Annotated in this window: 9 protein-coding genes; 5 read left to right on the plus strand and 4 right to left on the minus strand. The window is 63.8% G+C overall.

Annotation, left to right across the window (positions count from 1 at the left end):
• Positions 1–506 precede the first annotated feature (506 nt).
• The 3 genes from pseB to KBZ33_RS18825 form a co-directional block, all read right to left on the minus strand.
• A complete protein-coding gene (gene pseB, locus KBZ33_RS18815; RefSeq protein WP_254950635.1) occupies positions 507–1,526 on the minus strand; it encodes a UDP-N-acetylglucosamine 4,6-dehydratase (inverting) in 1,020 nt (339 codons plus the stop codon).
• Positions 1,527–1,619: 93 nt separating this feature from the next.
• A complete protein-coding gene (locus KBZ33_RS21690) occupies positions 1,620–2,570 on the minus strand; it encodes a methyltransferase domain-containing protein (protein WP_255011904.1) in 951 nt (316 codons plus the stop codon).
• Between the two features lie 207 nt (positions 2,571–2,777).
• The gene (locus tag KBZ33_RS18825) at positions 2,778–2,999 is read right to left on the minus strand and encodes a hypothetical protein (RefSeq protein WP_254950641.1); all 222 of its coding nucleotides are present in this window, start codon (positions 2,997–2,999) and stop codon (positions 2,778–2,780) included.
• A 307-nt stretch (positions 3,000–3,306) separates the two neighbouring features.
• Here KBZ33_RS18825 and KBZ33_RS18830 point away from each other — a divergent pair, with 307 nt between their 5' ends.
• Complete coding sequence (locus KBZ33_RS18830; protein ID WP_255011906.1) at positions 3,307–4,014, plus strand: alpha/beta hydrolase; 708 nt, start codon at positions 3,307–3,309, stop codon at positions 4,012–4,014.
• Between the two features lie 22 nt (positions 4,015–4,036).
• On the opposite strand, the gene KBZ33_RS18835 is transcribed toward KBZ33_RS18830, so the two are convergent.
• A complete protein-coding gene (locus tag KBZ33_RS18835; RefSeq protein WP_254950644.1) occupies positions 4,037–4,747 on the minus strand; it encodes a glycosyltransferase in 711 nt (236 codons plus the stop codon).
• Between the two features lie 120 nt (positions 4,748–4,867).
• Between KBZ33_RS18835 and KBZ33_RS18840 the strand changes: the two genes are divergently transcribed.
• The 4 genes from KBZ33_RS18840 to KBZ33_RS18855 all read left to right on the plus strand — a co-directional run.
• Positions 4,868–8,047 (plus strand): tetratricopeptide repeat protein, encoded by a 3,180-nt coding sequence (locus KBZ33_RS18840; RefSeq protein ID WP_254950646.1) that lies wholly within the window; start codon positions 4,868–4,870, stop codon positions 8,045–8,047.
• 137 nt (positions 8,048–8,184) lie between these two features.
• Positions 8,185–11,280: a hypothetical protein gene (locus KBZ33_RS18845; protein WP_254950648.1), complete on the plus strand. Its 3,096-nt coding sequence runs from the start codon at positions 8,185–8,187 to the stop codon at positions 11,278–11,280.
• Between the two features lie 131 nt (positions 11,281–11,411).
• Positions 11,412–13,532, plus strand: a complete 2,121-nt coding sequence (locus tag KBZ33_RS18850; protein WP_254950650.1) for a hypothetical protein — start codon at positions 11,412–11,414, stop codon at positions 13,530–13,532.
• Positions 13,529–16,374: DUF4347 domain-containing protein (locus KBZ33_RS18855; RefSeq protein WP_255011905.1), on the plus strand; the 2,846-nt coding region annotated here is incomplete at its 3' end. The genes KBZ33_RS18850 and KBZ33_RS18855, both read left to right, overlap by 4 nt.

A 16,374-nucleotide genomic window follows, 5' to 3' on the forward strand; every position in this document is an offset into this window, starting at 1 on the left:
GTCACTCTCAGAAATGCCGGCAGGTGGTGGATGCATCTCGGGCAGTCTCTGCCTGAGATCCAAGCTGTTTTCAGAGGTCTGTCAAGAGCGGAACTGCCCCGGAGCTTTCTCCCCCCTGAACAGTTACGAGCATCTAAGTTAAGCCCGACGTTACATCCAAGCTCTAGCACAGAGTCAATATTATTTAGGTTAGCAAGAATATTACTAAAAAGAACAACGTTTGAGCTTGTAATTTCTTTGCTATTATTGCGGTCAATATAAGCGCTTCCAAATTCCCCGGCCCAGAATTCTTCCTGCGATGTTGCGAAGTTGTTCATTGTCGCTAAAAGTTATTAGATTGGTGGCAAGGCAGAGCTACCCTACACAGTGCAGTTTTGATGATACTGACCACATGTTTAGATTTTAATGGCAATTCCAATGCTACGCACTGCCGAAGATCGCTTAATTGCAATTCTTAACTTATTATCCAAGGCTATTCATTTAAAGTTGCGTGCGGGCCCTCCTGCTCATAGGGGCTGGAAGACCGGATCAACATGCTCCTTGATCAACGAGCGGAGTTGACCCACACTAAGAAACTCTGGATTGGCGCCAGAGTTGTAGGCAAAGCCTTTGGGAACCGGGATCATGGTGATACTGGCTTCCTGGTAGCGCTTTTGCACCCTGCCATCGCTAGGCAGGATCGCGTAGTAGGCGCCCAAATCGATAGTGGTGAAGCTGTCGGAGGCAGTGATCATTTCCTCGTGAATTTTTTCGCCGGGGCGAATGCCGGTGATCGGCTTCTCACAGCTCGGACCGATCGCCTCGGCCACATCGGTAATCCGGTAGCTGGGGATCTTGGGTACAAATAGTTCGCCGCCAAGGGCCTGTTCAAGCGCCCAGAGCACCATCGCCACACCCTCACTCAGCGAGATATTGAAGCGCGTCATCGTCGGATCGGTGATCGGCAGTACGCCGGATTTGGCCTTCTCCAGAAAGAAGGGAATCACCGAGCCCCGTGAACCCATCACATTGCCGTAGCGCACCACCGAAAAACGCAGATCACGGGTGCCCTTGATGTTGTTGGCAGCGATGAACAACTTGTCTGAACAGAGCTTTGTGGCGCCATAGAGATTTATCGGGGCGGCCGCTTTGTCTGTACTCAGAGCCACCACCCGCCTTACGTCGGTGTCGAGGCAGGCCTGCACCACATTTTCGGCGCCGAGCACGTTGGTGTTGATGAACTCAATTGGGTTGTATTCAGCCGCTGGTACCTGTTTCAAGGCTGCCGCATGCACCACGGTGTCGATGCCTTCGAGAGCACGCTTTAGGCGATCGCGGTTGCGCACATCACCAAGAAACAAACGCAACTGGGGGTATTGCTTCTCCGGATACATCTGCTGCAGCTCCCATTGCTTGAGCTCATCGCGGCTGTACACCACCAGCCGCTTGATTTCTGGGAAGCGCCTGAGCGTTTCGGAGATGAACGCCTTGCCGAAGCTGCCGGTGCCGCCGGTGATCAGGATGCGGGAGCTGGAATCGAATGGCATCAGGAATCAAGAAGGAGAAGTATGAAAGGGGAAACTGGCGCAGATTGCGCCCATAGCCAGCGCGAGGATCAGCGTGCTTGCCCCGCCCTTGAATCAAGCCTCCCCCTTCACGCACTGCAGCTTCCAGCACAGGTGGGTGCCGGCCCACCATTGGTTCACCAGCAGAAACTCACCGCGAAAGCCATATTGGTGGCCTAGATCCAGGCCCCAGGGGTCTACGGCGCTGCCATCGAGCCCCTGGCGGCGGGCGAAGTAGCTCACCGTGCCTTCGGTGATCACATTCACATGGGTGGGATCCACAAAGGCCGCCATCGAGGGGTAGGCGGGCGTCTGCGCGAAAAACAGCCCGCCCGGTTTCAACACCCGCCAGATCTCGCTCATCGTGTCGATGAACGGATTGATCAGTTGGCCATTCACCACCGCGGTGCGGGGGAGATGTTCGATGAAGTCAAAGGCACTGATGAAGTTCACGCTGCTGTCGTGCAATGGCAGCGGCTCGTAGCCGATCACACAGGGATACACCCCCTCTTGGTTTGTCATCACATCCAGGCCGATCAAGCGTTCCGCGTTGAACGGGTTGCGGGGTTTGCCGCCACAGCCCAGGTCCACCGCCAGGCGCTCGCCTTCGTTTAATGCCACCTGCAGGCGCGGGCGCGGGCTGGTGGGATCGGGCAGGGGGATTGCGGAACTCATGGCAGGGGCTGGTGGAGCTTGGTGTTGGTGCACGAAATAATCATCGGCCTCGCTGTGGCGGAGCACATGGGCTGGAACTAGCAGGTCGCCCAGGGGCGCAGAGTGGAGATTGGCGAGGCGATCAGTGGGGGCGGTGGTGCGGGTGCTGTTCGCATCAAAGCCGCTGTTGGCCATCACCGTGTAGTTCCACTGATAATCCCAGGTGTTCGGCTGGTTGTGGCGGTCCAGCCGCTCCCAGATACTCGCCCAGAAGCGTCGCTCCGCCGCATTGGGGAATAGGTGGCTGAGGGCGCCATGCCCGCCGCCAGCTGGCCCAGCCCCAGCAGTGCGGTAGGTGTCTGAAGTAGTCACTGCCGCTGCCGCGCCATTGGCCGTCTTGAAAGTTGTCGCCGCTGATCGCCCACACCCGCGTGTCTTGGCGGTAGCGCTCCAGCAAATCGGCGCAGTAGGGGGAGAAATCGGGATGCACCACGATGTCGGCCTCCAGGATGATCCCCTCCTCCTCCTGTTCAAAACACCAGCTGATCGCTCCACTCACCCCCAGCCGGCAGCCCTGGTTCACGTCGCTGTAACACCGCTCCAGTTGGCAGGGCCAGCCCCCGCATCCTCGATCACGGCCCGGGTGGCGGCCACTTTCTCGGCCTCTTCTGGCCGGTCGGGATTGGGGCCATCGCAGGCCACATCCAGCCGCTGCGGCGCCGCCGGCCGGATGGCATCGATCACCTGGCACGGGGTGTGCGGTCGGCGCCAGGCCAGCAGCAGCACCGGTGGGGTGGGCAAGGGCGTAGAAGATATGGAGGGCCGTCTGGGGGCGCTGGTGCTGGGTCCGGCGCCGCAAGCGTTCACAGCCGTGCAGACACAACAATCACCTGAAACCCAACCGGCGGACGCGAGCGGTGCTCAAGCGTCACAGTCGGATGGGTAGCGGCATATGCATCGAATATACTGCTTCAGTGCTGCTTGACACCGCTGGGCAATCGTGATAGGCGATCAGCCATCGCCTAGCTACCCAAACGCTCAAAACCCAACCGCCTGGAGCGGCACACTGATGCAAGCTGCCTACGTGTTCCTGCCCGTTCCCGCTGCGATGCCACCGTTGCAATCCCTTGGGGCGACAGGCTTGTGGCTGCTACACGGCGCCATGCAAGACCGGCGCCAGTTCCTGCCGCTGCTGGCGCAGCTGCCCGAGCGCTTGCCCGTGCTGCTCAGCGACCTGGCCGGCCACGGCCAGCGCCGTGAGCACTGGCGCCATCTGGAGCCCCTCGATCCCGCCGCCCTGGCAGCCGACCTGCTGGAGCGCCAGCCCCAGGCCGGCCGCAGCGGGCCGCTCTGGCTGGTGGGCCACTCCCTCGGCGCCCTGGTGGCCCTCGCCCTGGCGCAGCGCCTTGCGGGGCAGGGGGTTGTGGCCGGCCTGATCCTCGGCGATCCACCGCTGCTGCCGCGCGACATCCCGGCCGCCCTCCAGGCCGGTGCCCTGGCCAGCACCGACCCGCTCGAACAGCGCCTGGTGGCCGACAGCTTCTTCAACTTCCAGCACGATGGGCCCTACTTCGAGCAGCTGGCCGCGCTGGCCGAAACCCTGCCGGTGCAGGTGCTGCTCGGGCTGCAGGGCGCCTTCCGCAGCGCTTCTGGCTACAGCGATTGCGGCACCCTGGTGGGACTGGCCAGCCGTGAGCGCCTGCTGGCTTTGGCCACTGAGCGGCCAGGGCTGGGGTTGCACGGCATCGCCGACGCCGGCCATTTCGTCTTTCACGCCCCCAGTGGCCAGGCCCTGGTGGCCCGGCTGCTGGCCTAGCTCTGACGCCCTCAGGCCCGGCTCAGGCCAGCGGCAGGGCACCCCACTTGCCGCGATAGGCCGCCGCCGCCGCCTGCCAGTCGGCATCGAGATTGCCGGTTTGCCCGTGGGTGCAGCTGATCGGCCAGGTGCCCGGCACCAGCCCCAGGGCCAGGGCGCTGCGGCAGAAGTCGCTGTCGTAGCCGTGGAAGCGAAACTGCGGATCGAAGCGCAGGCCAGTAGCTCTGAGGGTTTCCAGCCGGGTGGCCAGAAACACGCCATCCAGCAACTCGCACACCGCCGGGGTGGGGCCGAATTCCAGCAACTTGGGCTGCAGGGGATCGAGGGTGTTGATCATCCCCGACAACCCCTCGCTCTGGCGCAGCGGCAGGCCCTCGCCATCGAGGCGATGCAGCCAGCCGGGCTGATCGGCGCTGACGCCCCTGGCGCCCGCCAGTCCAACCACATCAAAGCGCAACATCGCCTCCCACAGCCGCTCGCCCACGAACCAGTCGTGGAGGAACAGGTCGTCGTGCACGAACAGCACAATTCCTTCTGCCGGCAGCGCGTCAATCGCCGCGTTGTAGGCCTCAGCCAGGCCCATCGCCGCCGGGCCGCGATTTTCAGTGCGTAGGTGCAGCTGGGGCCGCAACGCCTGGGGCATCTGGTTGAGGCTGCGGCCCAGCAGGGTGCCCCGGTCAAACTCGCTGGCCTCAGACCGGGTGACGCTCACCGCGTACCAGGGGGTCGGCATCGAGATTCAGCGGCAGCTGGCCTTACCCTATCGTTGCGATCAGCAATAATGCGGCTTATAAGCTGCGCAGCTGTGGCAAAACATAAAGGCTTCAGCCAGCGGACCACAGCCCCCTGCAAGGTGGCCCGCTCCGCCACCAGGCCCCGAGCCACGGCTCCCCCATCAGTGCCGCGCGACGGGGAGGAGCCACTGCCCGCCGCCCTGCAGGCCGCGGTGAACCAGCACCTGGCCGGCGATCTCGAGGCCGCGGAGGCCGGCTACCACACCTGGATCGAAACCCAGGGCGACCACTCGGTGGCCTGGTGCAACCTCGGGGCCATCTCCCTGCGGCGCCAGCACTTTGCTGAGGCCCTGGCCCACCTGGAGCGCTCCCTCGCCCTCAACCCCACCTACGCCGTTTCCCTGTTCAACCGCGGCAACGCCCTGCGTCTTTGCGGAGAGCCTGCCCAAGCGGAGCAGGTGTACCGGCAGCTGCTGACGCACCACCCCAGCCACGTGCAGGGCGCCATCAACCTGGCCCTCTGCTGCTATCTGCAGGGCCTCAAGGCTGAGGCTGTGGCGGTCTATCAGCCGCTGCTACAGCGCCTGCTGGCCGAGGGCGAGGCCGCCCGCCAGCCGGCCCAGCTCGCCTCGATCGCCTCCAGCCTGGGCGTGGCCCTGGCTGATCTGGGCCAGAGCGAGCCAGCGATCGCCGCCCATCACCAGGCGGTGGCCCTCAACCCCACCGCCGCCGAGGTGCACTTCAACCTGGCGGTAGCCCTGGCTGGCGCCGGCCGGGCAGCGGAGGCGATCGCCTCCTGCCGCCGTGCCGTGGCGTTTGATCCGGGGCATGCCAGTGCCTGGCTCAACCTCAGCGCCTGGTGGCGGGCTGCCGGGGAGCCCAAACTGGCGGCGGCGGCGGCGGAGCGGGGGCTGGCACTCCAGCCCGGATCCGTCGACCTGCTGCGCAACCTGAGCCTGCTCTGGGCCGAGCTGGGCGAGCCGCGCCTGGCCTTGAAATTCCACGCCCGCCTGGCCGCCGCCCTGCCGGACGATCTCCTGGTGGCTTTTGATCTGGCCATCCGCCGCGCCGCCTGCGGCGATGGCGCTGGCGCTGAGCAGGCCTACCGGCAGCTGCTGGAGCGGCAACCCCAGAACGCCGCCGCCCTCTCGAACCTGGCGGTGCTGCGCCTGGCGGCAAATGATCCAGTGGAGGCTGAGGCGGTGCTGCGCCAGGCCCTGGCGGTGGCGCCGGCTTTCCTCGATGGCCAGTTCAACCTCGGCGTGGCTCTGGCGGCCCAGCGGCGCCTGGAGGAGGCGGAGCAGGCCTACCGCCAGGCCCTCGCCCTCGATGCTAACCACGTGAAGAGCCTCTGCAACCTCGGCAGCCTGCTCAACCAGCGGGGTGAATACGCCGCCGCCTTGGAGCCCCTGCAACGGGCGGAGGCCGTGGCGCCCACCTTTGCCGAAGCTCTGTTCAACCTTGGCGTGGCGCTTGGACAGCTGGACCGCCTTGAAGAGGCGGAGGCGCTGCTGCGCCGGGCCCTGACCGCTCGCCCAGGCTTTGCCGATGCCTGGTTCACCCTGGCCAATGTGCTGCACCATCAGGGCCGGGCGGAGGAGGCGATCAGCGCCTACGACCGCTGCCTGGAGCTGGCTCCCCAGCACGGGATGGCGCACACCAACCGTGGCGTCAAACTGGGGGATCTCGGACGCCATGGCGAAGCGGAGGCCAGCCACCGCGCCTGTCTGGCGGTGGACCCCGGCAACGTGCTGGCCTGGTACAACCTCGGCAACGCCCTCCACAAATCCCAGCGCAACCAGGAGGCTGTGGAGGCTTACCAGACCGCCCTCCGGCTCGACCCGGACTTCTTCAGGTCCGAAGCCAACCAGGCGGTGGCTCTGCAGGACCTGGGCCGGCTCGATGAGGCCGAGGCCGCCTACCGGCGCTCGATCGCCCTGCATGAGCCGTTCGCCGATCACCATTACAACCTGGGGGTGCTGCTCAAGGAGCGGGGCGTGTTTGAGGAGGCGGCCCGCTGCTACCGGCGGGCGATCGAGCTGAAGCCCGACTTCGCCACCGCCCTCTCCAACCTGGTGTATCTGCTCTCGTTCAGCCAGATCGAAACGCCCGAATCCACCCTGGCCGCCACCCGCGACTGGGTGCGGGTGTTCTGTGAACCCACCCTGCCACCTTTTCAGCAGCGCCCGATCCCGCTGGATCGCCCCCTGCGGCTGGGCGTGATCTCAGCTGAGCTGGGCTCCCACGCTGTGGCCTACTTTCTGCGCTCCTACCTGGCCCACCACGATCCCGCCCGCACCCGCGTGCACCTCTACAGCACGGTGGAGCGGACCGAACCGCAGCATGCGGAGGTGCTGGCCCTGGCCGAGGCCCACACCTCCCTGGTGGGTCTCGACGATGCCAGCGCCCGTGAGCGGATTCTGGCCGATGGGATCGACATCCTGATCGACACCACCTCCCACATGCGCGGCAACCGCCTGCCGCTGCTGGCCCAGCGCTGCGCGCCGGTGCAGTGCCACTGGATCGGCTTCCACGGCAGCACCGGCGTGCCGGCGATCGATTGGTTCATCGGCGACGACGAGGTGACCCCCCCCGATCAGGCCCACCATTTTTCGGAGGGCATCTGGCGGCTGCCGCGGCTGTGGGTGTGTTATCAGCCCCCCGTGGGGGCACCGCCGCCAGCGCCCCGGCCCATCGATGGCCAGATCCGCTTTGGCTCGTTCAACAACCTGCTCAAGGTGGGCCCGGCCAGTGTGGAGCTGTTTGCCCGGGTGCTGCAGGCGGTGCCCAACAGTGTGCTGGTGCTCAAGGACGTGCGCTGCGCTGATGCCTTCATGCGCGGCCGGATCGAGCGGCAGCTGCAGGAGGCGGGCATTGCTGCCGAGCGGCTGCAGCTGGTGGAGCGGGTGGCCGACTGGAACGCCCACATGAATCTGTACAACGATATTGATATCGCCCTCGATACCACGCCGCTCAACAGCGGCACCACCGGCTTCGATGCCCTGTTCATGGGCACGCCCCTGGTGGCCCTGCGCGGCGACTGGATCGGCGGGCGGCTCACCTCCGCCATGCTCACCGCGCTGGGCCGATCGGAATGGATCGCCGAGGACCAGGAGAGCTTTGTGGCGATTGCCCGACAGCTGGGCGCCGACCCCGCTGCTCTGCGCCAGCTGCGCACCACGCTCAGGGCCCAGGTGCTGGCCAGCCCCCTCTGCGACGGCGCCGACATGGGCTTGATGTTCGACAGGGAACTAACACGCATGGCCACCTACCACAACGGCTGCTGCGATGCGCATTGACGCAGCTGCATTGCTTTGCTGCACATCAGATGCAAGAGTGGGGCAAGTGAGATGACTCAGGTCGCCTCCTGCCCCCCCCCCCCCTGGAAGCAAAGTGACTTCATTTCTGACCCTCGTCACTCAGGAGCTGACCTGAGATGGCAGTCATCTTCATCAACGGCAACGCCAGCGAGGCGGTTGTCGCAGTCGGCGACAGCAGCACGATCTCTGGTGTCGCCAACGGTAGTGCGATCGCCAACACCGGCAGCGTTGCCGGCACCGCCAACGCTTCCGCCACTATCTCCACGGTGGCCTTCGCCAACAGCTCACCGATCACCATCGGCGGCACCGGCAGCATCGATGGTGACGCCATCGGCCGGGCCGAGGCCACAGCCACCTCGGTGAGTGCTCTGGCCAACGCAGAGGCCTCGATCGCCTCCGTGGCTGGCGTGATCGGCGCCAACATCAGCAGTGGTGCCAACTCCACCATCGACCTGCTGGCCGACAGCGACGCGATCGCCACGGCCACCACCACTGGTAATGAATCCAGTGACGTAGCACAAGCTGATTCGGTAATCACCAGCAGCATCGGTGTCGATGCTGGTGCGAACGGCGTCATCGACGTCGGTGCCACCTCCCTGATCACGGTCAACCAGACCGGTCTCTCCCAGGCCACCGCCACCGCCACCACCGGCAGCGCCCAGGCCAATGCCGACTTCGATACCGCCACCGGTATTGATCTCGATACGTCCGGCCGGATCGATGTGGGCGGGGCCTCCACCCTGGCCGTCACCTCGATCGCCGGCATCACCGCCGGCGCCACCAGCACCAACGGCAGCGCCACCGCCAACGCGGGTAACGCAGCTATCATCGACAACATCGGTGTGCTGAAAGGCAACATCGCCATCGGCAGCGGCAGCGTTGCCAATGTGGATGCCGCCTCTGCGGTGATGGCCGATGCCTTCACCACCACTGGTGCAGCCCTGGCCAATGCCGACGCCGGCAATGTCTTCGGCGTGAGCGATGTTGGCATAGCTGCAGGCGACAGCGGCACACTCCGCGCCCGCGTGCTCGGCACCACTGCGGCAGGCACCACCGCCGTCGCCGAAGCCACCAGCACCACCGGCAATGCCACCGCCGGTGTGATCCTGGATGCTGCGGAAGCCATCACGGGCGCCACCAGCGTCAACTTCGGCAACGCCGCCACCATCACCGGTTCGGTTGTCGCCACGGTGAATGGTGACGCCCAAACGGTGGCTGGTAATGCCACCGGCATCGCCGATCTCGCCAGCGCCGCCGGTATCAATACCACTGGCGCCATCAACGTCGGCAGCAACGCCACGCTCAGCGCCACAGCCGGCACGGTGCTGAACGCCACCGCTGACACCACCAACGGCACCGCCCTGGCCAGCGCCGGCTCGGTCAACGACTCCACCATCCTCGGCCTCGACGGCAGCACCGTGGCGATCGGCGCCGGCGGCACCCTCACCACCACGGGTGTCTCCACCGTCAATGCTCTGGCCGCCACCACCAACGGCAGCGCCTTCGCCAATGCCGATGGCGGCACCATCGCCGGTGTTCAGAGCACAATCATCACGGCCGGCTCCACCGCCAGCCTCACCGCCGGTGCCCAGCTCACCCAGCAATCCACCGCTGAGGCCGTCAGCACCGGCTCTGCCATCGCCAACGGCAACTTCGATTCGGTCATTGGTGCTGGTTCCGCAACTAGTCCGGTAGCCACGATTCTCAACGTTGGCTCCGATTCCACCCTGCGCAGCCAGGCGATCGCCACCACCGGCGCCACCGCCGACAACGTCGCTGGCGTCGCCACCTCCAACGTGGCCTCAGGCACGGTGGCCGGCGCCAGCCTGGTGGATCTGAATGTGGGTGGCACCCTGTTCGGAGCCACTACAAACGGGGGCCTCGTACCCAACGTTTCCGGTACGGCCACCACCACGGGTCTGGCCACTTCCACGAACGGAGCTGCGGGAACCAGCGCCATTGCTGACACCATCTTCGGTCTGGCCGACAGCACCGTTGATGTGGGCGGCAGCATCCTCAACCCAGCCAACGGCACCGGCACCGGCACCTTTGTGGTCACCGGTCGCGGCACCATCACGGGCACGGCTGAATCGGTGAATTCCAGTGCTGGTGCAACCACCAGCCAGGCGGTCGCCGCCATCGAGAACACCTCCTTCACAGTTGGTGGCTCCGGCAACCTGCTGGGACAGGCCGATGGCATCGGCAACACCAAAGCCACCACGGTGGCGGGTGCGGCTACGGCCACGATGACCAACTTCGATGCCACCGGCATCCTGGCCAATGCCGACGGCGGCAATGACTTCAGGATCAGCAATTCCGGCGACATCTCCGGTAATGCCTTCCTGCGTGCTGCCGACACGGCCGGCACCGCTGGCGTGATTGCCCAGACCGTTAATGGCACGGGCGGCGCAGCAGCCACCCTCACCGACGCTGATGCCATCGGTATCAGCCTCAGCTCCAACAGTGACTTCACTGTTGGCAACACGGGCAGCATCACCGGCCGCGCCGTCATCGGTCTGGCCAGTGGCATGACGTCGACGGACTCCTTCGATGTGATCGCCTCGGTGCTTGGCACCTCGGATGGTTCCTCTCTCGCCACAGCAGGTGGTACATCCGAAGCCATCCAGGCGATCGGTATTGATGGATCTCTGCTTGACGCAAGCAACCGCTCCACCCTTACCGCCGGCCCTAGCGGCGGGGGCATCACCGGTGAGGCGGTGGCCGGCCTGAATGTGTTGGCTTCATCGGTTTCTGGAACCACTAGCCCAACTACAACGGCAACTATCGGCGGTACCGCCAATCCTGCCCGCGTCGTAGGTATCCAGGACACCGATCTGATCGGTGGACAGGCCGGCACCAACAACATCATCGGTCGCTCGACCGGTGTGTTCAACGCCGGGGCCACATCGGTGAATGGCAACAGCACGGCAGTCAGCACGGCTGATGCGTTCGGTATCACAGCCTCAACTGCAACGCCTGGCGATATCTCGCTCGGCGGCAACGTTACGGCGATTGCCAACCTCGCCAACACCGTCACCGCCACATCGGTGAGCGGTACGGCTGTGGCGACGGCAACCAGTAACGCGGTGGGTCTGAACAACTACAACGTCACCATCATCGGTAGCGGTAACGTCACCGGCCGGGCCGACGCACTCTCCCGTGCCGTTGCCTCCGACACGGCGGGCGCTGCATCCTCCAGCGCCGTGCTCTGACGGCCAGGGCGCTGCTCGGCCCCGCTGAGCAGCGCCTTTTTCGTCTCCTGCGCGGATGTCAGTGCACTGGGTTATCCCACCTGTGCTGACTGTTTTGTTGCTGACACCTTCTGCCTCCCGCCTCTTCGCCGATGGCCCGCCAGCCCGTTGTTGCCCAGTCCACCGCCGTTGCCCTGCGCCTGCCTCAGAACAGCAGCCAGTGGCTGGGCAGCAGCATCAATCTGGCGGCCAATCCCGAGGCCTACGCCACCGCCCGTACCGTGCTCGGCACGGATCCGGTGGTGGCCGAGGCCTCGGCCATCGGTCTGGGTGCGGGCGCTTCTCCCTATTACCGCCGCCTTGCTCAGGCGAGGCAACTCAACGCCTCCGGTCTCAGCCTTTATACCGGTGGCGGCACCATCGAGGGCATCGCCGAAGCCCAAGCCAATGCCATTGGTCGTGGCGACACCACAGCCACAGCCCGAGCGCTGAACACCGGCCTGGCCGGTCTCAAGGTTTACAACAACTATTTCGGTGATCTGCTCGTCGGCAGCGTCACCACCCCCTTCGAGGCACGGGCCAGCGTCCGCGGTGGCGCTGACCTCCCTCCCCCGGCTGGCAGCACGCCCACATCACGCCTTGAGGCCCTGTCGCGTGTGCGCGGCATCGAGTCCAGCACGGTGCTGGGTCAGCCCAACGCCACCGTGGCGGCCACCACCAGCCTTGATCTGGGCAATCGCAGCGCCACCCGTGTGCAGGCCAGCGGCCAGGCCGATGCTGTCGGCCTGGATCGCGTCACCGCCATTGGCGTTACCTCCGGCAATGGCGATGGCACCAGCAACTTCCGCGGTGATGCCATCGCCCGGCTGCAGGTGCAGAACGGTGCCGCACCGGTCCGCGCCGGCCTGGTGTCACCCGTTGATGTGAGCCTCAATGCCGTCGGCATCAACCGCAGCTCCATCACCGGCTCCCCCGCCCTGGAGAACAGCCTCTACGCCCGTGGTCTCGCCCTGCTCGATGTCGAAGACCTGCCTCCCAGCGACGCTGAAGTAGACGCCGATCTCGAGCCCCCCGCCATCCCCGTCCGCTACAGCCAGCTACGCGGTGTTGGTGTCGACCAAAGCGCCATCACTGCGGCCCACGGAAACGCCACCCTGATCGCTGAAGGTGGCATCTTCGCCGATGGTGCAACCGCTGCCAATCCCTTCCGCAGCAACGCATTGGCGGCTGGTTTCAACCGCTCCACGGTGATCACTGGAGCTGGTGATGATCTGATCGTCGGCCGGGTGCTGAGCGAGCGGGATGTGCAGATCGATAGCGACGGCGACGGCGTCTTCAGCGACGACACCTATCTGGTTGATAAACCTGACGCTGCCTTCCCCGAGCAGAGCTTCAACGGTTTCCGCCGCTCCACGGTGATCACCGGCGCCGGCGACGACACGATCCGCGGCTCCAGCAACGGCAGTTTCCTGTTCGCCATGAATGGCGACAACACCATCGATCTCGATCGCGCCCGCCGCTCCTCCCTCTGGTCGAGCTTCGGCGATGACCTGCTGCAGGTGCGCGACCGCAGCGAAAATGTGGTGTTGTGGGGCTCGCTCGGCGATGACGTGCTCCAGGGCGCCGACAGCGGCTTTGGCAACAGCTTCGATGGTGGCCTCGGCACTGATGTGATCAGTGGCACCGCCAACGCCAGGGATCAATTCCTGTTCACCGACGCCAACGCCGCCCTCACCGCCGCTGCTTCCAACACCGACCTCAACCTGCTCAACGACACCAGCTTCTGGGCCTCCCTCAGCGAAACCGACAAGCAGGAGCTCTGGACCACCGGCCGTCTCAGCGGCTCCCTCGGTGCCCTGCTTGGTGGTGTTGATACCCTGCTCGGCTTCGAAGCCGGCGTTGGCGGCGACCAACTCGTGCTCAACAGTTCCCTCGCCTCCATCACCCAGGACCTCTGGGACCAGTACGGCTCCATGCTCAAGGTGGACAGCAACGGCCGCACCAGCGTGCTCGACGGCAACCCCGGCGGCAGCAACGGCATCGCTGTGGCCGCCGGCAGCCTCGCCGACATCCAGAAGCTCGGCATCGGCACCGCCTACCTCGCCTACGCCACCGACACCCGTCAGCTCATGTACGACGCCGACGGCGACTGGAGCCGCGGCAGCATCAGCTTCGGCACTGTCAACACCAGCGGCCCGCTCACCAAAGACAACTTCCGCTTCGGCTCCACCACCGGGGCCGGCATGGGCACACCGTCGGGTGCCGGCGTATGAACACCTCAAGCCCTGCCGCTCAATCGCTGGGCGTTTCCCACGGCTGCTTGCTTGTAGCCATAGACGCCAGCCTGCCCAATCTGCAGGTGCTGCTGGATGGGCTGCAGCCCGGGCACATCCCGCTGCTGATTCAGCCTCAGCGCGATCCTCTCCAGCAGATTCTCTCCGCACTCAGCGCAGGGGTGTCCATTGCTGAGCTGGCCCCAGCTGCGCCGGCCTTCCTTTCCTATAACGGTCTGGCGATCGTTGCTCACGGCGGCGACGACGGCAGCATCCGCTTCGCCGGTTGTCACCCGCTAAAGGCCACCGATTTTCGCGTGGCCGCACCCTTGCTTCGTGGCCTGCAGCTGAGCCACATCGATCTGTGGTGCTGCTCCCTTGGCCGCAACCCTGAGCTGCTCGAAGCGATCGCCGCTAGCAGCGGCGCCACAGTTTCCGCCAGCAGCACCCCAATTGGCCACCCCAGCCTCGGCGGCACCTGGACCCTTGATCGCAGCCTTGCCGCTGCTCCCTCCGGTGCGCGACCAGCCAATCACATCACCCCCTTCAACCGCTCCACACGCGAGCAATGGATTGGGCTGCTGGAGGATTTATCTAACGACAGCAATGACAACTTCGGTGGCACAATTACCGGCACCGCCGACGCTGACACTGGTGTTATCAGCAACAGCAATATCGGTGAGATTACTCTTTTAGCTGGTGACGATGTCATCACCATCGCCAACAGCTCTGGCATCTATTCGATCTTGGCCGGCGAAGGCAATGACACCATCAATATTGGCACAGGAACCGGAATTTCTTTCGTCACCCTGGCTGCTGGTGATGCTGGCAACGATTCGATTGTTATTGCAAATGCTGTTGTTACCTCGATTGATGCTGGCAGCGGTTTTGACACCATTTCGATCGGTGGCAGTGGTTTCGTCTCCCTCGCCCAAGGTGGCGGCGACGCCGATTTCATAACCAGCGCCGGTATCGTCAACACCATCGATGGTGGAGACGGCACTGACACGATCTCGGTGACAGCTGGAACAGTCAGCTCGGTCGGTGGCGGCATAGGCGTTGATTCGATTGTCATCTCTGGTGGCACCGTTAACACGATTCGTGCTGGCGCTGAGCACGACACGATCAGCATTAGTGGCGGCAATGTTTCGTTGGCGGATGCAGGGTCTGGCAACGATTCGATCAATGTCACCGGTGGCAGCATCATTACCCTTAATGCTGGCGACGGCAACGACACGATCAACATCGCCAGCGGCGCCGCAGTCTCGCTGATTGATGGCTCTGGTAGCGACGATTTGATCGTCTCTGCCGGCAGCGTTTCCACGATAGATGCTGGATTCGGCAAGGACACAATCTCGGTCACAGATGGAGTTGTCAATGTAATTAAAGGGTCCGTTAATAATGACTCGATTTCTATCAGTGGGGGCACGGTTTCTTTCGTTGATGGTGAAGCGGGAAGCGACACGATCAATATCTCCGATGGTGGTGTCTCGATCGCTCTAGGCGGTAGTGATGACTCCGTTGATCTGTTCTCCATTAGCGGTGGTCAGGTCGGCACCATTTCCGCCGGTGGTGGCGGCGACACGATCAATATTTCTGGCGGCACCGTGTCGCTTGCCTCCGCTGATGGCGGCGCTGACTTCATCAGCATCAGCGGCAGCGCCAACATCGACACGATCGATGCAGGCGATGACAACGACTCAATCACGGTCACAGCTGGCACTGTTGATTCGATCAACGCTGGGATAGGCAACGATTCGATCGCTATCTCCGGTGGCTCGATCGGCACCATCACCGCTGGTGAAGGCACTGACACGATCACCGTCTCCGTCGACGGCAATGTCTCGCTGATCCAGGCAGAAGGCGGCAGCGACTTCATCAGCATCGGCAGTGGAGCCAGTATCGACACGATCGATGCTGGTGCCGCAAGCGATTCGATAGTTGTTTCCGGCGGAACGATTGATTCGATCAACGCCGGTACAGAAGCTGACTCGATCGTCATTTCTGGTGGCAGCATCGGCACCATTTCAGCTGGCAGTGAAAACGACACGATCAGCATTAGTGGCGGCAATGTCTCGTTGATCCAGGCAGAAGGCGGCAGCGACTTCATCAGCATCGGCAGTGGCGCCAATATCGACACGATCGATGCTGGTGCTGATAACGATTCAATCGTCGTTGCCGGCGGGACGATTGATTCAATCAATGCAGGCAGCGATAACGACTCGATCGTCATTTCCGGTGGCTCGATCGGCACCATTTCAGCGGGTGCTGGTACTGACACCATCAGCATCTCCGGTGTCGGAGCGAATGTCTCGCTGGTTCAGGGCGAGGGTGACACCGACTTCATCAGCATCGGCAGCGGCGCCAACATCGACACGATTGATGCAGGCGCTGCAAACGATTCAATCGTCGTTGCCGGCGGCACGATTGATTCGATCAATGCCGGGATAGGCAACGATTCGATCGTCATTTCCGGTGGCTCGATCGGCACCATTTCAGCTGGCACTGAAAACGACACGATCAGCATTAGTGGCGGCAATGTCTCCCTGGCTCAGGGCGAGGCCGGCACTGACTTCATCAGCATCGGCAGTGGAGCGAACATCGACACGATCGATGCTGGTGCTGATAACGATTCAATCGTCGTTGCCGGCGGGACGATTGATTCAATCAACGCTGGCAGCGAGAACGATTCGATCGTCATTTCCGGTGGCAGCATCGGCACCATTTCAGCTGGCACTGAAAACGACACGATCAGCATTAGTGGCGGCAATGTCTCCCTGGCTCAGGGCGAGGCCGGCACTGACTTCATCAGCATTAGCAACACAGCCAACATCGACACGAT

It is taken from the genome of Cyanobium sp. Cruz-8D1 (assembly GCF_024345975.1).
Classification (GTDB): domain Bacteria; phylum Cyanobacteriota; class Cyanobacteriia; order PCC-6307; family Cyanobiaceae; genus Cyanobium.